The sequence below is a fragment of the Pseudomonadota bacterium genome, from assembly GCA_013285445.1.
In the GTDB taxonomy this organism is placed as follows: Bacteria; Pseudomonadota; Gammaproteobacteria; order Xanthomonadales; family Wenzhouxiangellaceae; genus Wenzhouxiangella.
The window spans coordinates 2,835,382-2,862,069 of sequence record CP053448.1 but is presented as its reverse complement, the minus strand read 5'-3'; the positions used below and the strand labels follow the sequence as shown (position 1 = coordinate 2,862,069).

Below are 26,688 nucleotides of genomic sequence, written 5' to 3'. Positions count from 1 at the left end.
CTCCGTGATGAGTCTTTAGAGCGGTGTGATCAGCGCCGTCTGGGGTCGGGCAGTCCCGAGTGCAATAGCCAGCGCTCCCGCTCGGCGTCATAGCGCCACTCCTCCACGTGCAGGATGACGCGTTCCCGCAACGTGTGGTTATGATACAGATGGATTCTGACGCTTCGCTGGATCACCAGATTGTCGGCATCGGTCAGGACCTGCTCGACGCGGTACTGGCTGACGCGAAACTGCTTGAGCCGTTCAAGGTCGATTCTGGGGATGGGATGGGCCGCCAGCCATTCGGGATGCATCAGATCAATCAGCGAATCATACTGGCTCCAGCGCACCAGCGATTCCCAGCGATCCATCGCGTGCTGGCCCTCGCGCATCACATCCTTGCTGCCGCCGCAGGCGGCAAGGCCGATCAGCGCCAGCGCAACGACGAGAACAATCTTGCGGTTCATGGCACCACCCCACGTGGTCGATCAGGATCTGAGTGCAGCATACTTGGCTGAAAGCGTTGCCGCCACCTGGCCGCGAAACACCGCCTCCGGCTGCAGCGTCATACCGGCGCGATCGCTTGCTTCCAGCTTCCGGACAAAGCCGTCGGCAACCGCCGCGTTCGGCCAGTGACACCGCACCTCGAAATCACCGTCGACCGGCAGCAGAAAGCGCAGCTCGCAGTGGCCGATGACCAGGTTGGCCGCGATCCCGGCCCGGTGAAGCAGCAGGCGCGGCAGGGACCACCCCGCCAGGATCAGGGCCGAGGCCAGCGATCCCCCGAATGCCGTACCTTTGTCGTTGATATTGGGCGGCAGCGGCAGGGAAAGCGCAACGCCGCACTCGTCGAGCTGCACGACCTGCAGCGCCATCGCCCGGGCAAGCGGAATACTGCCGGTCAGCACCGATTGCAGCCAGCGTTGATCGTCGTCGTATCGGCCACCGTCGTTCATGCCGGCATTGTACCCGGCCTGTCTGCCTGCTTACGGTGTGGGTGATCGTTGACCGGGCTCACGTAGAATAGGTGCCATGCCATTTCTGACGGCCAACCGACCCGCGCTGCCATTCGTGGCGCGTACGCTGATGCCGCGTGAGGTGGCGACCAATGCCGGTATGGCCGTGGCGCTGGGCGCGCTCGAGGGGGGACTGGTGGGGGTTGTGGTCAAGACCCAGTTTGACGGCGTGGCCCACTCGGTCTGGGTCAACCTGGCCGTGGCCCTGGTCGCCGGCGCGCCGGCGTTCGCCAACGTCGTGAGCCTGTGGATTTCCGGCCTCGCCGAGGGCCGCAACAAGTCCACCTGGGTCGCGGTGCTGATGGCAATGACGTCCGGTTTCCTCATGCTCATGGCGCTGGCGCCGGACTCACCGGCCGGCCTGGTGCTGGTGACTGCAGCCATGATCATGGCGCGCCTGGCCTGGGCCGGCGTGATCACCCTGCGCGCTGCAATCTGGCGCGCCAATTTTCCACGCCAGGTTCGTGCCCGCATCACCGGCTGGATTACGATCATCTACTCGCTGATTATCGCGGCCGTTGCTGCAGCAATCGGTCTGCTGATGAGCTGGTGGCCGGAGGTCTGGCGTCTGGCCTTTCCGCTGGCCGGACTGGCCGGCCTGTTCGCCGCCTGGCGCTATCAGGCCACCCGTGTGCGCCAGGGCCGGCGGCTGCAGCGAGAGGAGCTGACGCAGCGCAGCGGGCGGATCGGTGGACAGCTGCGTGCGGCACTGACCATCCTGCGCAATGATGTCTGGTACCGTCGCTACATGCTGACCATGTTTGCCTTCGGTAGCGGCAATCTGATGGTCATTGCGCTGCTGGTCGTGCTGCTCAACGAGCAGTTCGGATTCGGCCGTTTCGAGCAGGTACTGATCACCACTGCGCTGCCGCTGATCACCCTGGCGATTTTCACGCCGATCTGGGCCAGGCGGCTCGACGCCGCGCATATTCTGGACTACCGGGCGCGGCAGGCCTGGATGTTCGTGATGGCCCTGCTGCTGTTCATGTGCGCGTCCATGGCCGGACTCGACATGCTGTTCTGGGCCGGGGCACTGGCGCTGGGCATGGCATTTGCCGGCGGAAAGCTGGGCTGGAATCTGGGCCATAACGACTTTGCCAGCGATGAACAATCGACGCTTTACATGGGTATTCACGTCACCCTGACCGGTATTCGCGGCCTGCTCGCGCCCCTGATCGGTGTTGGAATCTATCAAGTGCTTGAGGGCACAAGCGAGGGTCTGGGTCGCTATGTGCTGGCGTTTCCGTTTCTGCTGACCTTCGGTGGTGCGGTCACGTTCGTGCTGCTGGCACGGCGGTTTCGGCGCGAGCGGTCGGTCGCATGATGCTGCCCGGCTCGATGCTGCTGGCGCTGGCTGCCGGATCGCCGCTGCTGGAGCCGGTTCGGGTCGTCGCCCGCGACATCCGGCCAGAGCGGATGCAGGCCACCGCCGTCCTGGACGAAGGCGATATCGCGGCGCTCCGACCGACCCATCCCGCCGAGGTGTTTGCCCGCCTGCCGGGAACCTGGATCACGCGCGGCAGCGGTCAGGAGCACCTCTCCGCGGTCCGTTCGCCGATTCTGTCCGGCGCCGGTGGATGCGGCGCGCTGCTGATTCTCGAGGAAGGCGTGCCGATCCGGCCGCCGGGGTTCTGCAACGTCAACAATCTGTTCGAGGTCAATCTGCTGCAGGCTGCATCGATCAGCGTGCTGCGCGGGCCTGGCGGCCTCGGCCATGCCTCGGGCGGGCTGCACGGCGTGATTGACGTGCGCACCCGCTCGCCGCAGGCGGGACTGCACAACGCGGTTCGAGTCGAAGCCGGCAGCGATGATTACTATCGGGGCGAACTGCGGCTGACCGCGCCGCTCGGCGGCGGTGAGCTGGCCATTGACGCCAATCTCACCGAGGCCGGCAGTTTCCGTGTTGACGAGCGCTACGAGCACCAGTTCCTGACCGCCCACCACGTTATCCCGATCGATGGCGGGCAGTGGTCGACGGTCCTCTCCGTCGCACGTCTGGATCAGGATACCGCCGGTTTTATCCTGGGCGAACGCGTCTATGCCGACCCGGATCTTCGGCGGCAGAACCTGAATCCCGAAGCCTTTCGCCGGGCCGATGCCCAACGCTTGATCAGCCGCGTCGACTGGTTGAGCGCCGACGGGACGGAGTCCCGGCTGACCGGTTTCGCGCGGCGCTCGGACATGGATTTCCTGCAGCATTTCCTGCCTGGCAAGCCGCTTGAGGAAAACGGCCAGGTCTCGGCCGGCATGCAGTTCGACCGCTCGAGCCCGGCGGTTTTCGGCGAGTTTGAGTGGGGCGCCGACGCCGAGTTGTTCAACGGCTTTCTTGATCAGGCCCAGGCCGGTCCGGCCGAGGGTGTGCCCGAGCCCGTGGCCGCCATTCGCCCGTCGGGACGGCACTACGACTACGACGTCGACGGTCATCGACTTGGCGGCTACCTCGCCGCCGCTTTGGAGCCGGCTTCGCGCTGGTGGCTGCGCGCCGGGGTACATGCGGACTGGATTCGTTACGACTATGATAATAATCTGGAGCCGGGCAACCTGACCGACACCGGCCAGGCCTGCGGATTCGGTGGCTGTCTGTACAACCGGCCGGCTGACCGCAGCGACGACTTCTTCGAACTGGCCCCCGAATTCACCCTCAGCCGTGACTTCGACGGTGGCCGGGCCTGGCTGCGCATCGCGCGCGGCTTTCGTGCGCCCCAGGCGACCGAGCTCTATCGCCTGCAGCGCGGTCAGGACGTTGCCGATCTTGATCCTGAAACGCTTGACGCCGTCGAGCTGGGCCTGCGCGGTCGCACTGCGCAGCCCGGCGGGCTGAGCTGGGAGCTGGTCGCCTTCTACCAGCGCAAGGACAATTTCATCTTCCGCGACGCCGAGGGCTTCAACGTCAGCGATGGCCGCACCGGCCATCGCGGCATCGAGTTCGAGCTTGCCCAGGCGCTCACGCCGGCGCTGACCGCGGCCGCCCGAGGAACCTACGCCATTCACTGGTACCGCTTCGATCGTGACCTCGGCGGCGAGCGCATCATCCGCGGTCGCGACATCGCCTCGGCGCCGCGCGAGCTGGCCAGTGCCGATCTGACCTGGCGGCCCGACGAAGGCTGGCTGGCGCAGCTGGCCGTGGAAGTCAACGGCGGCTACTGGCTCGATGCCGAGAACATGCGTCGCTATGGCGGCCACACGCTGCTGCACGGCTTCCTCCAGCGTCGCTTCGAGGAGCGCTGGACGGTTTCGCTTCGGGTGCGCAATCTCACTGACCGTCGCTATGCCGAGCGCGCCGACTTCGCCTTCGGCAACTTCCGCTATTTTCCCGGACCGGGGCGCAGCGCCTTCGTGTCGATCGAGCGCGGCTGGTAGCAATTCAGCCGTCTGCGCGTCGATCGGGACGCCTTCGAGTGGCGATGAAGTGTTCAGCAAACCTCTGAACAACGCTGCGCGGGCGCATCTGCGCCGCTTCGGCAGAGGGCGGCACGGGTCGGTGAAACCCCGTATAGCCGGGTGAACGGTGGCGTGTTACAAACACCGCATGATCGAAACTGCGGGTGAAGCCTGATGCGCGAGCGAGAAGTGGACGTGGCAGTCATCGGCGCCGGTACCGCCGGACTCGTTGCCTGGCGGCAGGCGTCCAAATACAGCGAGGATGTGGTGCTGATCGAGGGCGGCCCCTACGGCACCACCTGTGCGCGAGTCGGCTGTATGCCCAGCAAGCTTTTGATCGTTGCCGCCGAAGCCGCCTTCGAGGCAGCGCACGCCGATCGCTTCGGTATCCGCGTGGGGCAGGTCGAGGTGGACGGCAAGGCCGTGCTCGATCGGGTTCGGGTCGAGCGCGACCGTTTCGTCGGTTTCGTGCTTGACTCGGTCGACAGGATTCCGGCCGGGCAGCGCATTGAAGGCCTGGCACGCTTCGAGGACGACGAAACGCTGATTGTCGGTGACCATACGCGCGTGCGCGCCGGTCGTATCGTCATCGCCACCGGCTCGCGCACCCATATCCCGGGGTTTTTGGAGCAGGCCGGCGAGAGGCTGGTCACCAGTGACGACGTCTTCGAGTGGCCGGACCTGCCGGAATCGGTGGCGGTGTTCGGCCCTGGAGTCATCGGTCTGGAGCTCGGTCAGGCGCTGTCCAGGCTGGGCGTTCGCGTTCGCATGTTCGGCGTTGGCGGCGCGGTCGGGCCGATCCAGGACGACGAGATCCGGCGCATCGCGCTGGAGACCTTCAACGAGGAGTTCCCGCTCGATCCGGATGCACAGGTCGATGCTGTCGGCGAGACGAACGACGGTGTCGAGATTACCTTCACCGTTAACGGAAAGCCGCGCACCGAATGCTTTGAGTACCTGCTGGCCGCCACCGGCCGCCGCCCGAACGTCGATGAGCTGGCGCTCGATAAGACCTCGCTGGAGCTGGACGAGCGCGGCATGCCGGGCTTTGATCGCTTCACCATGCGCTGCGGGGATTCGCACATTTTCATCGCCGGCGACGCCAACAGTGACCTGCCGCTGCTGCACGAAGCCGCTGACGAGGGGCGTATTGCCGGAACCAACGCCGGCCGCTATCCTGACGTCCGCGTCGGTCATCGGCGTACGCCGCTGGCGGTCGTGTTCACTGATCCGCAGATCGCCACGGCCGGTCGCACCATCCAGCAGACCGCCGAGCATTGCCGCGGCTGCTTCGAGGTGGGCTCGGTGGATTTTGCTGATCAGGGCCGCAGCCGCGTGATGGGCCGGAACCGTGGCCTGCTGCGGGTCTACGGGGAGCACGGCACAGGGCGTTTCATGGGGGCGGAAATGTTCGGGCCGGCCGCTGAGCATATCGGCCACCTGCTCGCCTGGTCGGCCCAGCAGCGGCTGCGAGTCAGCGATATGCTTGACATGCCCTTCTACCACCCGGTGATTGAAGAGGGGCTGCGCTCCGCGCTCCGGGATCTCAACCACAAGCTCAGAATCGGCCCGGCCATTGAAGACCGCTGCCTGGAGTGTGGTCCGGGCGACTGAGCACCTGCCGAGGAGAACAAGCGCATGCCGTCGAATTCTTTTTACTTGCTGGTGCTCATCATGCTGCTGACGGCGGTTCAGGCTGTCGCCGAGGATGACGATCAATATCCGCTGGCCATCGATGGGTACAGCCCCGTGGCTTACTTCACCGAGGGTGAGGCATTGCGTGGATCGGCGGAGTTCGTGGCAACCTACAACCAGCGCAGGTATTATTTTCGTAACGCCGAAGAGCGGGCTGCCTTCAAGGCTGACCCGCGTCGCTACGAACCGCTGTTTCCCGATCACTGCCCCTACAACCTTGCATTGGGCCGCGCGGTGGCGATCGACCCGACGCGCTTCAAGATCACTCATGGGCACCTGCTGTTGTTCCACCGTTCCGACGAAATGGACGGGCTGGAGCAGTGGAACGAGCACGAAGACGAGGCCGCACTGATCGAGCGGGCCCGCGGCAACTATGAGCTGTTTCGGTTCTGATTGATGGTCGCCGGGGGTGCGGGCGAACGGGCCTCGCCGGGCGCCGGTTTTCAACACGGACGTTCAAGAGCCGCTAAACTGTGATGTTAGCCGGTGCGGCTGAAGCCCGTTCCGGCGTAACCGACGCGGGAATCAGTCGCTTGAAAGACGGGACCGACAGGGATACTGACGCCGAAGACCGGACGATTGCATGCTCCAGGAATCGGCCGGACGCCGAGACGCATGACGCCTGCCTGGTGGTCATCCGCGGTGCACGGCTGGGTTCGCGCCTGGTGCCGGACAGCGAGTCCCTGGTCATCGGTCGTGACATCACGGCAGATTTTCAGATATCCGACCGCAGTATCTCCCGTCGACATTGCCGCATCGTGCGCGACGATGGCCGTTTCTGGGTCGAGGACCTGGGTTCGACCAACCACACCTATCTCAACGACGAGCGCATCGAGCGCGCGCCCCTGCGCGACGGTGATCTGGTGAGAATCAGCCAAACGGTGCTGAAGTTTATCGATGAGTCCAATATCGAGGCGGGCTATCACTCGGAACTGCATGAGAGCACGATCCGTGACGCGTTGACCGGTCTCTACAACCGTCGGCATGCCATGGCGGTACTCGACACCGAAATTGCTCGCGTGAAGCGTGACCCGGCCCATGAGCTCTCGCTGGCGATTCTCGATATTGACCTGTTCAAACGGATCAATGACGAGCACGGCCACCTCACCGGTGATGGCGTGCTGCGAACCATCGCCCGGCTGGCGGAAAGCCGTGTGCGGGCCAGCGACACGATGGCGCGCATCGGCGGGGAGGAGTTCATCCTGATCCTGCCGGATACCGGGCGGGACCAGGCCGTGCAGCTCGCCGAGTCGGTGCGTCGGACGGTGGAAGAGGAACCGTTCGACATCGGCGGAACACCAACCACCATCACCCTGTCGGCAGGAGTCGCCCAATGGCAGGCGCAGATGTCGGCGGTCGGCCAGCTGCTCAAGGCGGCCGACGAACAGCTCTATCGCGCCAAGAGCTCCGGTCGCAACCGGGTCTGCGGCCCGGAGTAGCACCTGCTGCCCGGCAGCCGGGCACCCGGTCAGGGACGTCGGGCCGGCGGGTCAGGTGGCAATGCCGTAGGCGTCGAGCAGCGGATCGATACGGGCCTGACGGCCGCGGAAGGCGCGCCAGGAATCCCGCATCGGTCGACTCGATCCAACGCCGAGGATTTCCCGGCTCAGCCGCCGACCTGTTTCGGCGCTGAACAGGCCGTTCCGCCGAAACAGCCCAAAGGCGTCGCGAGCCAGCAGCTCGGCCCACAGATAGCTGTAGTAGCCAGCGGCATAGCCGCCGTCGAACAGGTGGGTGAAGCTCATCAGGTAGCGATTGTCGTCGGGCATGGGCAGCACCGCGATCCGGTCGTGAACAGAGCGCATGACGGCCAGCGGATCCTCGCAGGGCTGCGTGTGCAAGCTCAGGTCAACCAGCGCAAACTCGATCTGGCGCAGCAGCGTCAGCGCGCCGTGGAACCGGCGGTCGGCGAGCAGGCCGGAAAGCAGCTCGTGCGGCAGTGGCTGGCCGCTGTCGACGTGATGCGCGAAGCGCTGCAAAGACGCCGGTTCCCAGCTCCAGCCTTCCATGAGCTGGCTCGGCATTTCGACCGCGTCCCATTCGACACCGCTGATTCCGGCCACGGCCGGAATGTCGATACGGGTCAGCACGTGGTGCAGGCAATGGCCGAATTCGTGAAACAGCGTGACGACATCGTCATGCGTGAGCAGACTGGGGCGGCCTGCGGCGGGTGGCGCGAAATTGCAGGTCAGGAAAGCGACCGGTCGCTGCAGCTGACCGGCCATGCGCATGCGCGATCGACACACATCCATCCAGGCGCCGCCGGACTTGCGCTGACGGCTGTAGGGGTCGAGATACAGACCGGCAATGGTGGTGCCGTTGGCGCCGATGACGTGGTAGTAGCGCACGTCCGGGTGCCAGGTCTCGATGGACGGATCAGCCCTGAAGCGAAGCCCGAACAGCCCGGCGGCGATGCCGAACAGGCCGTCGAGGACCCGACCGAGCTCGAACCATGGCCGGAGCATGTCCTGATTGATGCCCAGCTGCCGATGCCGCAGCTTTTCGCTGTAGTAGGCGATATCCCAGGCTTCAAGCGGTGCAGGCGCGCCCAGACCGGCGGCGAACCGGTTCAGCTCGTCGAGCTGTGCCTGCGCGCTCGGCCGCGCGCGTTCGGACAGTTCAAGAAGAAAGGCTTCGACCTGCCGTGCGCTGGTGGCCATTCGCCGGGTCAGGCGCATGCCTGCATAGTGTTTGAAGCCCAGCAGGTTCGCCTGCTCATGCCGCAGGGCCAGCATTTCGCGGATGACCGGGCCGTTGTCGAATTGCCCGGCGTTCGGGCCGGCGTCGGAAGCCCGGCCGGAATGGGCGCGGTAGTAGCGTTCACGCAGACCTCGATCGTCGGCATAGGTGATGATGGCACGGTATGCCGGCCAGGACAGATCGGCCAGCCAGCCGGGCTTGCCGGCGGCCCGCGCCATGCCAGCGAGCAGTTCGAGCTCCGATGCGGGCAGGCCGGCGAGTTGCCCGGCGCCGGTGAAATGCTCGCTCCAGGCTTCGGTGGCGTCGAGCACCTGGTTGCCGAAGCGGTTGCCAAGTTCGGACAGGCGCAGGCTGACTTCGCCGAAGCGCCTGCGTTCGGTCTCGGGCAGATCGACGCCGCTGAGGTGGAAGTCTGCCAGCTCGTGTTCGATGGTTGCTCTCAGGGCGGCGTCCTGCTCGGCGAAGTCCGGTCGCTGAGACAGTGCGTTGTAGGCCGCCCACAGTTTGCGGTTCTGGCCGCGTTCGGTATGAAAGCGAGTGAGCGGTTCCAGGCAGGACTGGTAGGCGGCGCGCCACTCCGGTGTGCTGTTGACTGAGTGCAGGTGCGAAACGGTCGACCAGGTGTTGGCCAACGCGTTGTCGGCCCGCGACTCGGTTTCGACCACGCCGGCGTAGTCGACCGGGTCCCCCGGTGACTCGACCTGCGCGATGGCCCTGCGGTATTCGTCCAGCCGCTGTTCGAGAGCCGGCAGCGCCTGTTCCGGGCGGATACGGGAAAAGGCCGGCAGTCCGTTTTTCAGCAGTGGATTGGCATCGGTTTCGGTATCGTTCACCGAACGGCCCGGATGCGCTGCGGCTCGTCGGCGAGTTCCTCGAGCAGATCCTCGATGCGTTCGAAAGCCTCGGTGAGCTGTTCGGCCTCGGGCAGCAGGGTGATCCGGAAATGATTGCGTTCGGGGATATTGAAGCTCGAGCCGGGCACGATCAGAATATGCTTGTGTTCGAGCAGTTCGGCGGCGAATCGGTGGTCGTCGAAGTCGCCGAAGGCTTCTGTGCGTACTGAGGGGAAGGCATACATCGCACCCATCGGTTTGACCAGCTCGAGGAAGCGGCTTTTCTCGCACGCCCCGATAACGGCCTGGCGCGATTCAAACAGGCGGCCGTCCCGTCCGACCAGATCGGCGATGGACTGATAGCCACCAAGCGCTGTCTGCACCGCCCACTGCCCCGGCACGTTGGCCGAAAGCCTGAGCGCGGCCAGTTTTTCGACCGCGAGCATATAGGCCTCGGCCCGCTCAAGTGCGCCGGTAAACACCGCCCATCCCACGCGCCAGCCGCAGGCGCGGTAAACCTTCGACAGGCCGCCGAAGCTCACGCACAGGGTCTCCGGCGCGAGCGGCGCCATCGGCACGAAGCGCGCGTCCTCGTAGCAAATGCTGTCGTAGATCTCGTCGGAGAAGATGATCAGGTCGTGGCGCGTGGCCAGATCGGCCAGGGCCTGCAGGGTCTTCTCCGGATAAACCGCGCCGGTGGGGTTGTTGGGGTTGATCACCACGATCGCACGCGTCTTCGGCGTGATCTGTTCCCTGATTCTTGCGACATCGGGGAGGAAACCGTCCGCTTCCCGGCACTGGTAATGGACCGCCTTGCCGCCGTTGAGAACGACGGCGGCGGTCCAGAGCGGATAGTCCGGTGCCGGCACCAGCACCTCGTCGTTGGGCTCGAGCAGCGAGCGCAGGGTCAGATCGACCAGTTCGGACACGCCGTTGCCGACCACAACCTGGTCGTAGCGGGTGTCGGTCAGCCCGCGCGACTGGAACTGCATGGCCACCGCCTCACGGGCCGGGAAGATGCCGGCCTGCGGACCGTAACCCTCGGAGAAGGGCAGGTTGCGGATCACCGCGCGGCGCATGGTCTCGGGCGTGCGGAAGCCGAACGCGCCGGGGTTACCGATATTCAGGTGCAGGATGTCATTGCCCTGCTGCTCGAGCTCACGCGCACGCCGTGCCAGCGCGCCGCGAATCTCGTAGCGCACCGCCTCGAGCCGACCGGCGGTCTGGAATGACGGTTTCATGGAGACAATCATACCGTTTCAGGCCGCTTGCCGGAATGTGGGATGGTGTCCGGGGGTGGAGGGTCTGTCCTGTTTTCAGGATTCAGGGCAGAAAGTAACGCGTCGGTGCGGATGCGTTAATCTTTGCGGTCTGAAATGTCATTACGCACCGAGGAATCTCCCGATGACAAGAGCGCTCCTGCTGGCCGTCTGCCTGACGCCGCTGGCGCTGGCCCAGAGCCAGACGCCTTATCCCGCTCCCGTGCCTTCGCCGCTGGCCGGGCTGGAGTATCCGCATTCACTGTTTCCGGGAGCGGCTGAACACGATCCGGATATTCCGCTGCCGCGCTCCGTTTTGGGTTTCCCGGTGGGAAAGCGGGTGGCGACCTCGGCGCAGATTCTCGAATATGCACGACGGGTGGCTGAAGCCTCGGTTCGGGTCGAACTGGTTGAATACGGCCAGACCTTCGAAGGGCGGACGCTGGTCTACCTGGTCGTCTCCTCGCCGGACAACATCGCGCGCATCGACGAGATCCAGGCCGGCATGGCGGTGCTGGCCGACCCGCGCGACTCGGATCCGGCCGAGCGCGAGCGTCTGATCGACGAACTGCCGGCCGTGGGCTGGTTTGGCTACTCCATTCACGGTAACGAAAGCTCGGGTTCGGACGCTTCGCTTGCGGTCCTCTACCACCTGGCCGCCGATCGCTCCGAGTCCACACGCTCGATGCTCGAGGATCTGGTCGTCGTCATCGACCCGAACATGAATCCCGACGGGCGCGAGCGTTTCGTCAATGGCGTGACACAGACTCGCGGCGGGCAGCCGAGCGTGGACGACCAGTCACTGGTGCACACCGGCTACTGGCCCTACGGGCGCGGCAACCATTACCTGTTCGACCTCAACCGCGACTGGCTTTATGCCCGCCAGCCCGAAACGCGCGGCCGCATTCCACATATCATCGACTTCAAGCCGCTGTTGTTCGTCGACATCCACGAAATGGGCTCGCAGGACACCTACCTGTTTTCGCCGCCGCGCGCGCCCTACAACCCGCATCTGCCGCACCAGGGCAGCGATATGGGCAACCGGTTCGCCGAGGATCAGGCCGCGGCTTTCGATGAATTCGGCTACCCCTACTACTCGGGCGAGTGGAACGAGAACTGGTTCCCGGGCTACTCCGACGCCTGGGCGGCGCTGCGCGGCGCCCACGGCATTCTCTACGAGCAGGCGCGCGTCGCGGACGACGGCGTGCAGCGGCCGACGCACTTGCTCAGCTACCGCCAGTCGGTGCACCACCAGGTGCTCTCGACCCTGGCCAACCTCCAGACCCTGCTTGAGCATCGTCGCGACATGCTGGTTGCATTCGCCGAGGACAAGGCCTCGCTGGTCGACCCCGGCGCGCCCTATGGCAACCGCAGCTTCGTTTTCCTGCCGAGCGACAATCAGGGGCGGATGAACGACCTGCTGGCGTTGCTCGCAATCCAGGAGATCGAAACCCATCGCCTGACCGAAGCGGTCCGCGTGGCGCGCGCCACCGATCGTCTGGGCCGCGAGCAGCGCGAATTGACGCTGCCGGCCGGCAGCATCGTCATTCGCAATCGCCAGCCTGAGGCGCGTCTGGTCGCGGCCCTGTTCGAGTTCGATCCGCACATCAGCGAATCGGCCCTGAAAGCCGAGCGCGAGAGCATCCTCAAGCACGGCCGCAGCACGCTCTACGACACCACCGGGTGGAACATCCCGATGGTATTCGACCTGGAGGCCTACAGCGTGCCCGAGCATCTGGCACGCAGGCTCGAGCGCATCGATCCGGCTCGCGAAACCGGCTTGGCCGAGACGCGCGAGGACGCCATTGCACTGGTTGCATCCGGCCACGACGACCGTAGCGTGGCCCTGGCCGCCCGACTGATGGAGCGCGGCATTCACGTGCGCGCCAATACGCGCGAATCCGAGCTCGACGGTTTTGCCTTGCCGATCGGGTCGATTGCGATCACGCGAGACGATAATCGCCAGGCGGAGCACTGGCAGGACACGGTCTCCGCGGCGGCAGGCGAACTCGGTCTGGCCGTGCAGGCCGTCGGCCATGGCCGGGCGCCGGGTGAGAAGGCCGATCTCGGGGGCGGCTACTGGCAGCTGCTCGAGCAGCCGAGAATCGCCCTGATGGGCCGTGGCAGCACCAACATGCTGGATTTCGGAGCGGTCTGGTACCTGCTCGATCATCGCGTCGGCATTCGCCACAGCCATCTCGACGAAAATCGTGCTGGCCGGGCCGACCTGCGTCGCTACAACGTCATCTACCTGCCCGACCGCTGGGGCGATGCGCTGCCCGAAGGACTGCCGGACGAACTGGCCGAATGGGTCAAGTCGGGCGGCACCCTGGTGGCTGCCGGCAGTGCGGTACGTGCGCTGAGTGCCGGCGAGGAACCCATGGTGTCGGTGCGCAGGTTGTCGCAGGTGGTCGCAGACGATCTCTCGGGCTACCAGGACGCACTCCACCGCGAGTGGCTGGCGGCCAGGAGTGCTCTGCCGGCCGATATCTGGGGTCACGCCGCAGACGGCAACGCCGACCATCCCTGGCAATCGATCGAGGCCGACTGGCCCGCACCCGAAGAACGCAAGCGACGGGATGAATGGCAGAAACAGTTCATGCCCTCCGGGGCATTGGTGGCTGCCCGCGCTGACGCCGAACACTGGCTTGTCGCCGGGACTGGCGGGTACCTCACCGGGCTGTTCTCCGACTCGCCGGTGCTGATGAGCAAGCCACCGGTCGAAGCGCCGCTGCGCATTGGCGTCTACTCGGATATCGACAGGCAGTCGCGCCGGATTGGCTGGGCACCGGTGCCAGCGGGACAGGAGCTCAGGGTTCGCGCTGGCGGTCTGCTGTGGCCCGAAGCCCGTGAACGAATCGCCAGCGCAGCACTGGTTGTGCGGGAGCCGGTCGGCGACGGGCAGGTCATTCTGTTTGCCCATCCACCGGCGTTTCGAGCGGTGCAGCTGGGCGCCATGCGTGTGCTCGAGAACAGTCTGATCTACGGCCCCGGGCTGGGCGCCCGTCAACCCCTGAAGCTCTGATTGCCGTTGGCTGTCGGTCGAGCCACAACGTGAAAGCGGATCATGACCGGATCAGCCACGCGCAGCGCACCACCCGCAGCACTGAATGGTTCGATGTCGAAGTCGCTTTGCCGAATGATGATGCGCCCGGTCGCGCTGAGTGCCTGATCGCTGATGTGCAGTGCCACCGGCACGGTCAGTTCGCGCGCCGTTTCCTTGATGGTGACCTGCAGCCTGATGTCAGGCTGCCATTTCGGGCCGCTCAATGCCAGGGCGCGAACCCGGATGAACGGATGGCTGGCGGCATCGAGCTGTTCTCGCGCGATCAGGTTGCGGCGCGTTGCTTCTATGGCATCCGGGTCGATGTCCGGATCGAAGCCCTCGGCCAGTCGCCAGTCCGGCCGATCCAGCTCCATGGCGCGGACGTCAATCGACAGCTCCAGCGCCGAAGACTCGAAGGGCTCTGCCAGCACCACTCGGCCGTCGACGACGTGACCGCCAATGACATGCGGATGGCCCAGGCGGGCCATGGGTCCATCCGGGTAGACGACGACACGGATCTCGGAGTGTCGGCTATCAACCACGAACTCGCGTCCTGCAGGCAGCGCAGGTCGACCGTGCCCGGCCGGCCGGGTCTGCGCGGCCGGCTCCACGGGCGAGGGCAGCGTCTGACAGCCTGTCAGCAGCAGCACGCTGGTCGCCAGCACTATTAACCCGGCAGCAGTGCGCATTGCTGCCGGGTGAACAAATAAGCCTGTCTGCGAGAAAATGACGGCGGCTTCATGGCCATACTATAGTCTGCCCCCCGGGGCCAGGAGAACACAATGCCGGTGCCGTTTCGCAACACCAAGAGCGCATATGGCGTGATCAGCCAGACGTTTCACTGGCTGATCGTGGCGCTGCTCATTGTCCAGTATGCTTGGGCCTGGCGCATTGACGGGGTCGACGGCATTCGGGCCCGGCTCGAGCTGGTCACGCAGCACAAGACCATCGGGATGAGCGTTTTGATACTGGCCGTGCTTCGCTTGCTCTGGCGGATGTTCAATCGACCGCCGCCGCTGCCGGCCGGCATGCCGCGCTGGGAATCGTTGGCGGCCCGCGCCGGTCACTGGATGCTCTATGGCTTGATTATCGCGGTGCCCCTGTCGGGCTGGGCCTATTCCTCGGCGGCCGGTTACGGCGACTACTGGTGGGGGCCGGTGGATTTTCCCGGCATTGCGCCCACCAGCGAGGCGCTGGAGGATCTGTTCCACGAGATCCACGAGTGGCTGACGACGACGCTGGCGGTGGTGGCCATCGGCCACACGCTGGCCGCGCTGAGACATCACTTCTGGCTCAAGGACGATGTAATGACAAGGATGCTGCCGACATGGCGAAGAAACTGATGGTCGCGGGGCTCACCCTGCTGATGCTGCCGGGCCCGGCCCTGGCCGATTGCTTTCGTGCCGACCAGGACAGCGGCCGAATCGAGTTCACCGGCGTGGTCGAGGGCCATGCCTTTACCGGCGAATTCGGCGAGTTCGAGGTGTCGCTTTGCATGAGCGGCCCTGACCTGACGGCCGCGGAGATCAGAGTCGTGGTCAAGACCGCATCGGCCGACACCGGTAACCGCCAGCGTGACAATGAGCTGCACGGCGAGAACTTTTTCCATGTCGAGAAATACCCGGAGGCCATCTGGGAAAGCGACACGATCAGAGCCGGGACCGAGGGTTTCGTCGCCGACGGCACGCTGACGCTTCGCGGCATCACGGCTGACCAGGCGGTGCGTTTGAGCCTGTCCGACGGCGCGCCACCGATCCTCTCCGGCAGCGCCGAGGTCCTGCGCCTGGACTGGAATGTGGGTACCGGCGACGAGGACTTCGAGGACACCGACTTCATCGGCAACCGTGTCGATCTGGCTTTCGAGCTGCAGTTCGTCGGGGATGCGACCCCGACCGACTGACCGGTCGCCTCGAGGCCTGTTCGAAGCGGGTTCGTCGGGGATGCGACTCCGACCTGCTGACCGGATCCCCGGCCTACTCTTTGGCCACGCCAAGCCGCTTGTGCATGATCGGCGAGGTTGTGGTGTACTGCACGAACTGACGGGCTTCCGGGTAGATGTATTTTTGCGCTCCGAAAGCGGCCAGTGCGGCCTCGTGGAAGCCCGACAGGATGAGCTTCTTCTTGCCCGGGTAGGTGTTGACGTCGCCGATGGCGAACACCCCCTCGATCGAGGTCTGGAACCGCTCGGTGTCGACCGGCAGGTGCTTTTTTTCCAGCGCCAGCCCCCAGTCGGCGATCGGGCCCAGATCGGGTGCCAGGCCCCAGAACACCAGCACCTCGTCGCCGGCGACGGTGAACTCGTTGCGCTCGAGGTCCATCAGGTCGAAGCTGACAAACCGGCCGTTTTCGCTGTTGACCCGCGTGATAATGCCCTGACGCTCGCGCACCCTGCCTTCGGCGGCCAGCGCGCGCACCTTCTCGGCGGAGGCCGCCGCACCCCGGTACTCCTTGCGCCGGTGGATCAGCTCCACCGAATCGGCGATCCCGGCCAGGTCCATCGTCCAGTCCAGCGCCGAATCACCGCCGCCGAGAATCAGCAGGCGCTTGCCGCGAAACCGCTCGCGCTCGGTGACCCGGTAGTGAACCTGGCCGCTGGTGACTTCATCGATGCCGCGGGCCCGGAGCTTGCGTGGCAGAAACGCGCCCAGTCCGGCGGCGATGATGACCGCGCCGGCGTCGAATTCCGTGCTCTTCGAGGTCACTACGGTAAAGCGCCCGTCCTCTCGTTTTTCGAATTTTTCAACGCGCTGGCCCAGATGGATGCCGGCGTGGAAGGGCTCGATCTGCTGCATCAGCTTGTCGATCAACTGCTGTGCGCCGATCACCGGCCAGCCGGGAATGTCGTAGATCGGTTTTTCCGGATAGAGCTCGGCGCACTGGCCGCCGACCTGCGGCAGGGAGTCGACCAACTCGGCCTTCAGGCCCAGCAGGCCGAGCTCGAACACCTGGAACAGGCCGACCGGGCCGGCGCCGACGATGACCGCATCGGTCTGGATTGTCATGGTTGGCTCCGGATGTGTGGCGGTGGATTCTGGATTCGGGATCCTATGATAACCGCGGTGGGTAAGCTTTCCGGTTCCCGGTTCCCGGATTGCGATATGCTGCCGCCCGGAACCCGGAACCCGGAACCCGGAACCCGGAACCCGGAACCCGGAACCCGTAAACCGTAAACCGTAAACCGTAAACCGTAAACCGCCCAACCAATGCCCGAGCAGCAACGCGATATCCAACTCCACCCGGAATGGCTCGAAGTCCTGGGCGCCGAATTCGATCGCGACTACATGCAGCGCCTGCGCGCTTTTCTGCTCGAACGAAGCCGGGCCGGGGCGACGATCTATCCGCCGGGGCGACAGATTTTCAACGCGCTCGATTCCACGCCGCTGTCGCGGGTCAAGGCGGTGATCCTGGGTCAGGATCCCTACCATGGCCCCGGCCAGGCGCACGGGCTTTGCTTTTCCGTGCGCCGGGGCGTTCCTCCGCCGCCCTCACTGGCCAATATCTTCAGGGAAATCGAGTCCGATCTCGGCTACCCGCCGCCCGGGCATGGTTGTCTTCAGGCCTGGTCCGAGCGCGGGGTGTTGTTGATCAATGCCGTCCTGACCGTCGAGCGAGGCAATCCCGGTGCCCACCAGGGCAAGGGTTGGGAGTTGTTTACCGATGCCGTGGTCAATGCCGTCAACACCCGGCGCGACAACGTCGCCTTTCTGCTCTGGGGCAGCCACGCCCAGCGCAAGGGCGCCGGCATTGACACCGGCCGGCACCTGGTTCTCAAGGCCCCACACCCTTCGCCGCTCTCGGCCCATCGCGGTTTCTTCGGCTGTCGCCACTTCTCGAAGGCCAACGAGTGGCTGGAAAGCCGTGGCGTGGGGCCGGTCGACTGGCGCTTGTAGCGTCGGTCCGGTTCAGCCCAGCCTGCGACGGGAGGCCGAGCGAAAGCCGAGATAGATGCCGACCAGGGCGAGAATGATACCGGCCAGGTCCAGGGCGTCGAGCTGCAGCCCGAACCAGAGCAGGTCCCATACGACGGACGCCGAAGGCTGGATCAGCAGCAGCAGCCCGACGATCCCGGCCGGCAGCAGCGGCATGCCGCGGGTGATCAGCAGCCAGCCAATGACCTGGCAGAACACGCCCAGGCCAATCAGCGACAGCAGCGACCCCGTATCCGGTATCGCAAATCCATGTCCCTCGCCAATGTTGACCGCCGCCAGGATGATGCCGCAGCACACGGTGACCTGGGTCAGTCGCGCCTCGGCTCGGACACCGGGATGACGAATCTGAAAGCCACGCAGGCTGAGAAGGTACAGGCCGTAGGCCAGCGCGGTCAGCAGCCCGAAGATGACGCCGAGCCGGTAGTCGCCGGACAACTGGCCCCAGTCACGACCGAACAGCAACCACAGTCCCAGCATCGCCAGCCCCAGTCCGCTGGCAAAGCGCCATCCCAGGCGCTCGCGCAGCCAGACTACGCCAATGGCGGTGAGCATGAAGACCTGGAAGTTGGCCAGGAGGGTGGCCAGACCGGGACCGATATAGGCGATCGACTGGTGCCAGAACCAGATATCGAAGGCAAAGAAAACGGCGATCAGAAGCGAGCCGGTCCAGTTCTCGCCCAGCCCCCGGCGCATGTTCGGGCGCAGCGCCAGCAATAGCGCCAGGGCGACGGCGCCAAAGAACATGCGGTAGAAACCCGACGTCGTCGGGGCGACGTCGGCCAGGCGTACGAACACCGCTGAAAAACTGATCAATACGGCACCAGCGGTCACGTAGAGCGCGGATTTCAGCGGTGATCGGCTCATTGCCTGTCCTGACGTGCAATTCTGGGGGCGTCCGTGCCGATGCCGCAGGCGCGTTGCACCAACGTATCGTGCAGCGGCCTTAGCCGTTTGGTCAACGAGAATCCCAGTCCGGCCAGTCGTCGACCGTAGCCGTTGCGGGCGGTCAGCTCATTGATGGCGTGCAGGCTGCCGCCCATCAGCCGGCCGTCAGACAGCCGCCAGCGTTCATAGCGATCGAGCGCCGGGAACGGTGCCTTGGTGGCGTTGGTGTGGTCGAACACCTCGGCCAGCGCCGCGGCATCGGCCAGCCCCAGGTTCAGCCCCTGACCGGCCAGCGGGTGGACGCTGCGCGCTGCGTCGCCGAGCAACACCAGCCGGCCACTGACCAGTCGTCTGGCCTGACGACGCACCAGCGGCAGCGCGTGGCGCTGGCCGGCCGAGGTGATGTTGCCCATCGGACTGTCCTGGACCGCGTTGAGTTCGGCCACAAAACTCCGTGAGCCAAGTGCGCGCAGCTGGTCTGCGCGGCGGTGGTCAACTGACCACACGATCGATGAGCGACCATCCGGCAGCGGCAGCAGGGCCAGCGGACCTGCCGCGCCGAAGCGCTGCCAGGCCAGACCCGGATTGGCGCGTTCGGTGGTGACATGGCAGACCAGCGCCTGCTGGTTGTAGTGCCACTGAGCGGTATCGATACCGGCCAGCTGTCGCAGCCGGCTGCGCGCGCCATCGGCAGCAACGAGGATCTCGCAGCGAATCTCGCTTCGTTGACCGGCAGTGGCCTCGCCCAGCGTCAGACGCATTCCACCGTCGCACCATTCGTGGGAGACAACCCCGGCCGGGTGCTCAATGATCGTGACGCCGGCCTGCCGCAGGCCCTGCCAGGCTGCATGCTGAAGGGCCGGTATCTCCACGATCCAGCCGAGCTGATCGAGCCCATGTTCGCTGGCCAGGAACTCGATCTGCCCGGAACCGGCGCGCACCTCCATGCGGCTGAATGATGCGATGCGTTCGCGCGACAGGTGGTCCCATATTCGCGCGGCCGCAAGGATGCGTCGGCTGCCCGGGCTGATGGCGACTACGCGCGGGTCGAGTGCCTCGCCGGCTGGTGGCATCGGGGCCCGGCGCTCGATCAAGGCAACGGAAACACCACGGTGCGCCAGCAGCGCCGCCGCGCACGCACCCGCCGGCCCGCCGCCCACAATCACGAAGTCGTAACGGTTCACGAACTCATCAATCGCTCGATTTCGACGCGCTCGCGGGTCATGGCGCGCGTCAGGACCTCGGGCGCCTGCGCGCTGACGCGAATGTCGTCCTCGATGCGGATCCCGGTGCATCGAAATGCGGTCGGGATATCGTCGCCGTCATCGATGTAGAGTCCGGGTTCGACGGTCACCACCATGTTCTTCTCGAGCAGGCGCGGCTGCTCTTCGATGCGGTAGTCACCCACATCGTGCACGTCCAGGCCAAGCCAGTGCCCGGTCTTGTGCATGTAGAAGCGACGGTAGGTTTCCTGCTCGAGGTGAGTTTCAAGACTGCCTTCCAGAATTCCAAGCTGTATCAGGCCGTCGGTCAGGACCCGCACAGCGGCCTGGTGAAAGGCGTCGTACGGTCGCCCCGGACGGACTTCGTCGATGGCGGCGGATTGGGCGGCCAGGACCACATCGTAGAGGTCGCGCTGCGCTCCGGAGAAGTGCCCGCTGACCGGAAAGGTGCGCGAAATATCGGCGGCGTAGCCCTGGAATTCACAGCCGGCATCGATCAGCACCAGACCATGGTCGGGCAGGGGGGCGCGGTTGTCGATATAGTGCAGGATGCAGGCGTTGGGGCCGCCGGCGACAATGGGCAGGTAGGCCGGCTCGCAGCCGTTTCGGCAGTACTCGTGGAGCAGCTCGGCCATCAATTCGCACTCGTTCATGCCAGGCCGGCAGAATCGCATGGCGCGCTCGAGGGCGCGGGCGGAAATATCGGCGGCCCGGCGCATGCAGCGGATCTCGTCGCGCGACTTGATCAGGCGCTGCTCGTGCAGCAGCACCTCCAGCGACACGATCTCGACGGGTCCACGCGCACCCTTGTGAACGGTGCGCGTTCGATTGCGCCAGCTGATGATGCGCTGATCAAAGGTGGCGTCTTTCCCGACCAGATGGTAGATGCGGCTGCAGCCCTCCATCAAGCCGGGCAGGATCTCGTCGAGATCGTCAATCGGAAAGGCATCGTCCATGCCCAGCTGGTCGCGGGCGCCTTCGAGACCCAGGCGCGGGCCGTCCCAGCGCTCGCGCTCGGGATCGCGTTCGCGCGCAAACAGGAGCTGTTCGCCCGCTTCGCGGCCCGGCCGCAGCACCAGCAGGGCATCCGGTTCGTTCAGTCCGGTCAGGTAGTGAAAGTCGCTGTCCTGACGGTAGCGGTAGGCGCTGTCACCGTTGCGGCGCCGTTCGGGTGCAGCGGCCAGCAGCGTGATGCTGCCATCGCCGGTCTCCAGCATCAGACGCCGACGACGCCTGGCGAACTCATCCTGCCCGATCATGACCGGGTCAGGCTTTCCTCGCGCAGCAGCAAGACGGCCACTCGCACGAATTCCACCAGTTCAGTGTAGGCGCCCTCTTCGGCTTCCTGGTCGGATTCGGGGTCGGTGGCCGCGCGGGCGATCTGCTCGATCATGCGCAGTGCATCGCCACCCTCGTCCGAGCCGACGGTTGCGCCGGCCGCACCGAAACCGGTCAGAAACCCGGCGCACCAGTGGGCCAGGCACTGGGTGCGTTCTTCGAGCGGACGATCTTCCGTGGGCAGGAGCGGCTGGAAGGTCAATTCGCTGGATGCGAGTTCGCTCTTGAGCTGATCGAGTGCCGGGCCGAGCTGGTCGAGAATGCGATGAGAAGTCCAGTCGCCAACCTGCAGTGCCGCCAGGTGGCCGGCCAGTTCGTGCCGGTCCTGGTGCGGTCTGGCGGCCAGCAGGCCGGTGACGACGGCGTGCGTCTCGGCCACGCTGGCTGGATTGCGATCCGCGGCCAGCGCCAGCAGCCAGGCCAGTTTGGATTCCTGTTCCGTGGTCATCGTTCGCGGCTTGACAGTCGAGCCCGCAGTGTATCACTGTGGTTGACAGACGGGATCCGCACGACGGTTGTGCAACCACTACATAAGGTTCTATGATTAAACCCTTGTAAATACGGGAATCAGGGAACATGGATTCGCTGGAGCAAACGAGCAACATGCTGGATCGGGTGCAACAACGCATCGGGGAACTGATTGCAAGGCTCGATCAGCTCGAACAGGAGAACAATTCCCTGCGTGCCCGCCAGGAGACGCTGGTCGCCGAACGCGCGACGCTGGTTCAGCGCAACGAGGAGGCCCGATCGCGGGTCGAAGCGATGATCGAGCGCCTCAAGACGCTCGAAAACACGGGATAGCAGGCGATGAATGAGGCAGTACCCGAACCGGTCACGGTCCGTATCCTCGACCGTGAGTATCGCGTCATGTGCACCCCGGAGCAGCGACGCGAACTGATGGAATCCGCGCTCTTCCTCGACCAGCAAATGCGCGGCATCCGCGATTCCGGCAAAGTGTCTTCGATCGACAAGATCGCGGTCATGGCGGCACTGAATCTCGCCGAAGAGGTGCTGAAGCTGCGTCAGTCGCTGCTCGACCGGCGAGAAAGGGTCGATCAGCGGGTGCGCGATCTGGCCGATCAGCTTGATAGCGCTCTTCAGCGGGACTAGACTAGGAGGCAGGCGCTCTCTGCGGTGTTCGCCAGCAGGAACGTAATATGCCTTGTCCCTACGTATTGACCTCGGGATGGCGACTTTTCGGCTGGTGTGCATATTCGCTTTACCGCGAATCGCCTGAAGGCTGGAAGAGCCAACCCACCTGAACCTCTGGTTCAAGGTCACCGACCTGCAGCGGCACAGGCGGAGAGCGCCGCTTCCCTGTTCTGGAGTCGCCATGCCTGGCGGCAAGGCCGCTCGAATAGCTGTCTGGCGAGCGATGCATCGACCCATGGACCAGAATACAGATCCGGCTGACCGCAAGGCCAGGCTGCGCCAGCGTCTGATTGCCGAAAGACGTCGGCTGCAGGAGCCGCAGCGGCGTCAGCTCGATCGCCGCATCTGTGCCCATCTGCTGCGCCTGCTTGAAGACCGGGATGTGGTGGACCTGGCAGCCTTTGTGCCGGCCAACGGCGAGCCTGACCTGATGCCGGCGCTGTCTGCACTGCATCATGCCGGTCGGCGCATCTACCTGCCGGTCGTCGAAGGCTCCGACATGGAGTTTCGGCGCTGGCATCCGGGTGTGGTGATGCGCGCGAATCGTTACGGCATACCTGAGCCGCTGGATGGCGAGATCTGCCCCAACGATCGCCTGGAGCTGGTGCTCCTGCCGCTGGTGGCTTTTTCAGCTACCGGAACCCGGCTCGGAATGGGTGCCGGGTTCTATGATCGGGCCTTCGAATTCTGCATCGAACATCCCGAGGCCGGCCCGCTGCTGGTCGGTGCCGCGTACAGTCTGCAGGAGATCAACAGCCTGCCAGCGCAGCGCTGGGACGTGCCGCTGCACGCAGCCATCACCGACAAGGGACTCCGGTGGTTCGCGTAAAACGCTTCGGCCGTCGGAATGCGATCTACAATCGTGCCGGGTTACTATCTGGCCGAGGCACCACTCATTCGGGGAGACGATGAATTGCTGGCTGATGAAATCCGAACCCGACGCATTCAGCATCGATGATCTGAAGGCGGTCGGCACCGAGCCCTGGGACGGCGTGCGCAACTACCAGGCGCGCAATTTCATGCGCGACGACATGTCCCCGGGTGACCCGGTGTTGTTTTACCACTCCAACTGCAAGGAGCCTGGCGTCGTCGGGATCGCCGAGGTGGCCAGCAGGCCGTATCCCGATCCGACCCAGTTCGACCCGGAATCAAAGTACTTCGACCCCGGGAGCGATCCGGACGATCCGAGGTGGATTCTGATCGATGTCGCCTACAGGCGCCACCTCAAGCGGGTGATTGGGCTGCGCGAGATCAAACAGCACGCCGACGCCCTCGAGGGTCTGCCCCTGATCAGGCGCGGCAATCGCCTCTCGGTCATGCCGGTTGCGAGGCACCACTGGGACTATATGCTCGAACTGGAGAAGCCATGAACCAACAGAAACTCAAGAGTGAAGCGGCACGTGCGGCCCTGTGCTACGTCGAAGACGGCATGCTGCTCGGCGTTGGTACCGGCTCGACAGTCAATGCGTTCATCGATGGGTTGGCTGCTTCCGGCATTCGCCTCGAAGGGGCGGTATCGTCTTCGGAGGCGACGACCCAACGTCTGCAGGCCATTGGAGTGCCGGTCATTGACCTCAACCAGGCTGGCGATCTGGCGCTGTATGTCGATGGTGCTGACGAAGTCGACCCGCATCGGCGGCTGATCAAGGGTGGGGGTGGGGCATTGACCCGTGAAAAGATCATTGCCGAGGCCAGTCGGAAGTTCGTCTGCATCGTCGATGAGAGCAAGTGTGTCGACGTGCTGGGCGAGTTTCCGCTGCCGGTTGAAGTGATTCCCATGGCGCGCGCCCTGGTTGCCCGCAAGCTGGTCGCTATGGGGGCGCGCCCGGATCTGCGTGCGGGGTTTACGAGCGATAACGGCAATCCGATCCTCGATGTGCGCCGCCTTGATCTGGTTGACCCGCTTGGCGTGGAAAGCGAGATCAACCAGTTGCCTGGCGTGGTCACCTGCGGGCTGTTCGCGCGCCGACCGGCCGATGTCGTGCTGGTTGCACGCGAGTCCGGCGTGGAAACCCGCGTGGCCGACGACAGGGCCTGAACGATGGGGCCTGAAAGCGCCTGTGACCTGGACGGGCTGCGGCGGTTTCTGCGTCAGGCCGGCATGCAGGGCCTGATCAATCCGGCCGCTGCCCGCTCCCGACTCAATGCTGTCGATCAGCTGGCCGCCGGTCTGACGGCCGACGAGCGCCGTGATCTGCGGCAGGTTGATGTCGACGCGCTGGTCGCTCGTTTTCACAAGCTCGAAGGGGAGAGCATCCGGCCGGAGGCGCTGGATATCTATGCCCAGCGTCTGCGTATGGCGCTGACCGATTTCCTGACCTGGCTGGAGCAGCCGGACGGGTTTGTCAGCGTCGGCCAGGAGCGGGCACGGGCCACCCCGCGCCGGGCCCAGGAGCCCGGCAAGGCCGATCCGACCCAGGATGCTGCCGAGCGCATCGTGCTGCAGGCGACCGAGAATCCGACCAGCATTGTTCCGGTTCCCATTCGTGATGACGTGACCGTGTACGTCGCCAATCTCCCGATCAACCTCAGCCCGGAAGAGGCTGACCGCATTGCCCGCATCATTCAGGCGTTTGCCCGCACTGATTCGGATGAGCCGTCGTCGTGAACCGCTTCCTGCTGGTGTTGCCGATGGTACTGTTCGGCGCTGCCGCTGCCGGGCTGTGGTTTTATCTGATCGCAGTCGAGGCCAGCGGTCCGTTTCACGACCAGCTGCTGCCCGAGCTGATCGGCCTGTGCCTTGACGGGTTTATCCTGGTCGGGTTGCTGACCCTGGTTCAGCACGTGCGCGAGGCCAACCGCAAGCGCGAACTGCGCCTGAGCCTTCGCGGTTCGTTTCGCAGCCTGCTGTCGCGACTCGATGTTGCCTTCCTCGAGCCCTACCAGGAGCCGGTATCGGCTCGCCGGCTCGAGCGCGACATCACGCTGGTCAGCGAGCTGCTCGAAGCCCTGGCGAGAAAGCGCCCGGATCTTGATAGCCTCGTCGCCCTCAAAGGCGATGCGCGTGAAGTCTTGCCGCTGGCCCGTGACCTGGTTGCAGTCGCCGCCCAGCTCAGCGTGATGCACATGAATTGGTGGGTGGCCATCGTCGACGCCATTCGCGCTATCGCCGAGGCCCCGGACCGGCAGGCGCTGGAGCGGGCGGTCCACGACCTGCTGGTCAATATCCAGGAGTTCGATCGGCTCGAATACTGAGGCCGGGGTCAGCCGTCGTCGATTATGACGCAGTCGCGCCCGGCTTTTTTCGCCCGGTACAGTGCGTTATCAGCCCGCGCCAGCCATTTCGACCAGCCTTCTTCCGGGTTCAGCACGGCAGCGCCGGCCGAAAAGCGAAGCGGTCCCTCCGGGCCCTCGACGGTGCCGCTGAGACGTCGATGCAGGTCGGGCAATGCGGTGCTGGCCGTCCGGGCGTTCATGCCGCGCAGCAGCACGACGAATTCCTCGCCGCCCATCCGGTACAGACCGTCTTCCGTGCGCAACGCTGCCGAGACACTGGCCGCGAAGCGTTCCAGAGCCCGGTCGCCGGCCTCGTGGCCATGGTTGTCGTTGATCTTCTTGAAGTGATCCAGGTCGAGCACCATCAGCGTGCTTTCGCCGTCATTGCGACGATGCTCTGCAATCGTGGCTTCGAGGTGATGCTGCATCAGCCGGCGATTGCCGGCCCCTGTGAGCGGATCGAGCGTGGCCAGCTGTGACAGCTGGCGGCGCTGGCGTCGAAGCTGGCCGGTGAAGACCAGCCCGAAACCGCTGATCAGCACGGCGACTGCCAGCCAGCTGACCTGCTGCAGCATCGACTCGAACAGCTCAACCTGGACACCCAGGGTGACGATCAGGGCGGCATTGAGGGTAACGGCAAGCCACCGGGGCAGAAGCAGAAAATTCACCCACAGCACCAGGTAGCACCAGAGCAACCCGTTGGTGCTGACCAGCAGCGCGCTCATCAGGCAGGCGGCGGTGGAGACGATACCGAACAGTATCAGCGCGTACCTGGCGTAGCGCCGGAAGCGGCCCAGCACCAGGGCCGATGCCAGCATAAGCACGATAATGGCGTTGGTCAGGCCGCCACTGTAGTCGCCAGTGACGAACCGATAGACTGAAAAGGCAGCAACCACCACGGCCGTGGTTCCGCCGATGTAGTTCATTACCGACAGCTCGATGCTGCGGGGCCCGAGCCCGGACGGCCAGCTGCTCTCGTCGCGGTGATTCGTCGATTCGTGGAGGATGTGTTTCAAGCGCCGCCCCCTGGTTGGCT

At 65.0% G+C, this 26,688-nt stretch carries 27 protein-coding genes and 1 other RNA gene; 17 read left to right on the top strand and 11 right to left on the bottom strand.

Going from position 1 to position 26,688, the window contains the following annotated elements; genetic code table 11:
• Positions 1 to 29: 29 nt before the first annotated feature.
• Together HND55_12820 and HND55_12815 are read right to left on the bottom strand one after the other, a co-directional pair.
• Entirely contained in the window at positions 30 to 446 is a 417-nt protein-coding gene (locus HND55_12820) for a hypothetical protein (protein QKK03466.1), read from the bottom strand.
• A gap of 21 nt (positions 447 to 467) precedes the next feature.
• Complete coding sequence (locus HND55_12815; protein ID QKK03465.1) at positions 468 to 935, bottom strand: hypothetical protein; 468 nt, start codon at positions 933 to 935, stop codon at positions 468 to 470.
• 76 nt (positions 936 to 1,011) lie between these two features.
• On the opposite strand from HND55_12815, the gene HND55_12810 reads away from it, so the two are divergent.
• From HND55_12810 to HND55_12790, 5 genes are all read left to right on the top strand, one after another.
• Positions 1,012 to 2,319 carry an MFS transporter gene (locus HND55_12810; protein ID QKK03464.1) on the top strand — a complete coding sequence of 436 codons (1,308 nt, stop codon included), beginning with the start codon at positions 1,012 to 1,014 and terminating at the stop codon, positions 2,317 to 2,319.
• Positions 2,316 to 4,355: a TonB-dependent receptor gene (locus HND55_12805; GenBank protein ID QKK03463.1), complete on the top strand. Its 2,040-nt coding sequence runs from the start codon at positions 2,316 to 2,318 to the stop codon at positions 4,353 to 4,355. Before HND55_12810 ends, HND55_12805 begins: the two co-directional genes overlap by 4 nt.
• Positions 4,356 to 4,550: 195 nt before the next feature.
• The gene (locus HND55_12800) at positions 4,551 to 5,990 is read left to right on the top strand and encodes a dihydrolipoyl dehydrogenase (protein QKK03462.1); all 1,440 of its coding nucleotides are present in this window, start codon (positions 4,551 to 4,553) and stop codon (positions 5,988 to 5,990) included.
• Between the two features lie 24 nt (positions 5,991 to 6,014).
• Positions 6,015 to 6,464, top strand: a complete 450-nt coding sequence (locus HND55_12795; GenBank protein ID QKK03461.1) for a hypothetical protein — start codon at positions 6,015 to 6,017, stop codon at positions 6,462 to 6,464.
• 140 nt (positions 6,465 to 6,604) lie between these two features.
• Positions 6,605 to 7,510: a GGDEF domain-containing protein gene (locus HND55_12790; GenBank protein QKK03460.1), complete on the top strand. Its 906-nt coding sequence runs from the start codon at positions 6,605 to 6,607 to the stop codon at positions 7,508 to 7,510.
• A gap of 51 nt (positions 7,511 to 7,561) precedes the next feature.
• Here the strand turns inward: HND55_12790 and HND55_12785 are convergent, their stop codons facing one another.
• The gene (locus tag HND55_12785; protein QKK03459.1) at positions 7,562 to 9,604 is read right to left on the bottom strand and encodes a M3 family metallopeptidase; all 2,043 of its coding nucleotides are present in this window, start codon (positions 9,602 to 9,604) and stop codon (positions 7,562 to 7,564) included.
• Entirely contained in the window at positions 9,601 to 10,857 is a 1,257-nt protein-coding gene (locus HND55_12780; protein ID QKK03458.1) for an aminotransferase class I/II-fold pyridoxal phosphate-dependent enzyme, read from the bottom strand. The genes HND55_12785 and HND55_12780 overlap by 4 nt, the downstream gene beginning before the upstream one ends.
• A 151-nt stretch (positions 10,858 to 11,008) precedes the next feature.
• Here HND55_12780 and HND55_12775 point away from each other — a divergent pair, with 151 nt between their 5' ends.
• Positions 11,009 to 13,888 carry a peptidase gene (locus HND55_12775; protein ID QKK03457.1) on the top strand — a complete coding sequence of 960 codons (2,880 nt, stop codon included), beginning with the start codon at positions 11,009 to 11,011 and terminating at the stop codon, positions 13,886 to 13,888.
• Here the strand turns inward: HND55_12775 and HND55_12770 are convergent.
• On the bottom strand, positions 13,870 to 14,598 hold the full coding sequence (locus HND55_12770; protein QKK03456.1) for a YceI family protein: 729 nt from the start codon (positions 14,596 to 14,598) through the stop codon (positions 13,870 to 13,872). The two genes, HND55_12775 and HND55_12770, sit on opposite strands and share 19 nt — an antisense overlap.
• A gap of 93 nt (positions 14,599 to 14,691) precedes the next feature.
• Here HND55_12770 and HND55_12765 point away from each other — a divergent pair, with 93 nt between their 5' ends.
• Both HND55_12765 and HND55_12760 read left to right on the top strand, forming a co-directional pair.
• Complete coding sequence (locus HND55_12765; protein QKK03455.1) at positions 14,692 to 15,252, top strand: cytochrome b; 561 nt, start codon at positions 14,692 to 14,694, stop codon at positions 15,250 to 15,252.
• The gene (locus HND55_12760; GenBank protein ID QKK03454.1) at positions 15,237 to 15,809 is read left to right on the top strand and encodes a YceI family protein; all 573 of its coding nucleotides are present in this window, start codon (positions 15,237 to 15,239) and stop codon (positions 15,807 to 15,809) included. Before HND55_12765 ends, HND55_12760 begins: the two co-directional genes overlap by 16 nt.
• Before the next feature lie 73 nt (positions 15,810 to 15,882).
• Here HND55_12760 and HND55_12755 read toward each other — a convergent pair whose 3' ends face one another.
• Positions 15,883 to 16,911, bottom strand: a complete 1,029-nt coding sequence (locus HND55_12755; GenBank protein ID QKK03453.1) for an NAD(P)/FAD-dependent oxidoreductase — start codon at positions 16,909 to 16,911, stop codon at positions 15,883 to 15,885.
• A gap of 201 nt (positions 16,912 to 17,112) precedes the next feature.
• Here HND55_12755 and ung point away from each other — a divergent pair, with 201 nt between their 5' ends.
• Positions 17,113 to 17,799, top strand: coding sequence for a uracil-DNA glycosylase (gene ung, locus HND55_12750; GenBank protein QKK03452.1), 687 nt, complete (start codon positions 17,113 to 17,115; stop codon positions 17,797 to 17,799).
• A 12-nt stretch (positions 17,800 to 17,811) separates the two neighbouring features.
• Here ung and HND55_12745 read toward each other — a convergent pair whose 3' ends face one another.
• The 4 genes from HND55_12745 to HND55_12730 are packed head-to-tail and all read right to left on the bottom strand — an operon-like array spanning position 17,812 to position 21,732.
• Entirely contained in the window at positions 17,812 to 18,702 is an 891-nt protein-coding gene (locus HND55_12745) for a DMT family transporter (GenBank protein ID QKK03451.1), read from the bottom strand.
• A complete protein-coding gene (locus tag HND55_12740; protein QKK03450.1) occupies positions 18,699 to 19,907 on the bottom strand; it encodes an NAD(P)-binding protein in 1,209 nt (402 codons plus the stop codon). Before HND55_12740 ends, HND55_12745 begins: the two co-directional genes overlap by 4 nt.
• On the bottom strand, positions 19,904 to 21,205 hold the full coding sequence (locus HND55_12735; protein QKK03449.1) for a M24 family metallopeptidase: 1,302 nt from the start codon (positions 21,203 to 21,205) through the stop codon (positions 19,904 to 19,906). Before HND55_12735 ends, HND55_12740 begins: the two co-directional genes overlap by 4 nt.
• Positions 21,202 to 21,732 (bottom strand): UPF0149 family protein, encoded by a 531-nt coding sequence (locus HND55_12730; protein QKK03448.1) that lies wholly within the window; start codon positions 21,730 to 21,732, stop codon positions 21,202 to 21,204. The genes HND55_12735 and HND55_12730 overlap by 4 nt, the downstream gene beginning before the upstream one ends.
• 155 nt (positions 21,733 to 21,887) lie before the next feature.
• On the opposite strand from HND55_12730, the gene HND55_12725 reads away from it, so the two are divergent.
• From HND55_12725 to HND55_12690, 8 genes are all read left to right on the top strand, one after another.
• Positions 21,888 to 22,085 carry a TIGR02449 family protein gene (locus HND55_12725; GenBank protein ID QKK04103.1) on the top strand — a complete coding sequence of 66 codons (198 nt, stop codon included), beginning with the start codon at positions 21,888 to 21,890 and terminating at the stop codon, positions 22,083 to 22,085.
• 6 nt (positions 22,086 to 22,091) lie between these two features.
• Positions 22,092 to 22,394, top strand: a complete 303-nt coding sequence (locus tag HND55_12720; GenBank protein QKK03447.1) for a cell division protein ZapA — start codon at positions 22,092 to 22,094, stop codon at positions 22,392 to 22,394.
• A gap of 13 nt (positions 22,395 to 22,407) precedes the next feature.
• Positions 22,408 to 22,594: non-coding RNA, 6S RNA (gene ssrS, locus HND55_12715), on the top strand.
• A gap of 77 nt (positions 22,595 to 22,671) precedes the next feature.
• A complete protein-coding gene (locus HND55_12710) occupies positions 22,672 to 23,265 on the top strand; it encodes a 5-formyltetrahydrofolate cyclo-ligase (protein ID QKK03446.1) in 594 nt (197 codons plus the stop codon).
• A gap of 79 nt (positions 23,266 to 23,344) precedes the next feature.
• Complete coding sequence (locus tag HND55_12705; protein ID QKK03445.1) at positions 23,345 to 23,806, top strand: EVE domain-containing protein; 462 nt, start codon at positions 23,345 to 23,347, stop codon at positions 23,804 to 23,806.
• Positions 23,803 to 24,474 (top strand): ribose-5-phosphate isomerase RpiA, encoded by a 672-nt coding sequence (rpiA, locus tag HND55_12700; protein QKK03444.1) that lies wholly within the window; start codon positions 23,803 to 23,805, stop codon positions 24,472 to 24,474. The genes HND55_12705 and rpiA overlap by 4 nt, the downstream gene beginning before the upstream one ends.
• Before the next feature lie 3 nt (positions 24,475 to 24,477).
• A complete protein-coding gene (locus HND55_12695; protein QKK03443.1) occupies positions 24,478 to 25,044 on the top strand; it encodes a hypothetical protein in 567 nt (188 codons plus the stop codon).
• On the top strand, positions 25,041 to 25,631 hold the full coding sequence (locus tag HND55_12690) for a hypothetical protein (GenBank protein QKK03442.1): 591 nt from the start codon (positions 25,041 to 25,043) through the stop codon (positions 25,629 to 25,631). Before HND55_12695 ends, HND55_12690 begins: the two co-directional genes overlap by 4 nt.
• Before the next feature lie 8 nt (positions 25,632 to 25,639).
• Here HND55_12690 and HND55_12685 read toward each other — a convergent pair whose 3' ends face one another.
• Positions 25,640 to 26,668, bottom strand: a complete 1,029-nt coding sequence (locus HND55_12685) for a diguanylate cyclase (protein ID QKK03441.1) — start codon at positions 26,666 to 26,668, stop codon at positions 25,640 to 25,642.
• Positions 26,669 to 26,688 lie beyond the last annotated feature (20 nt).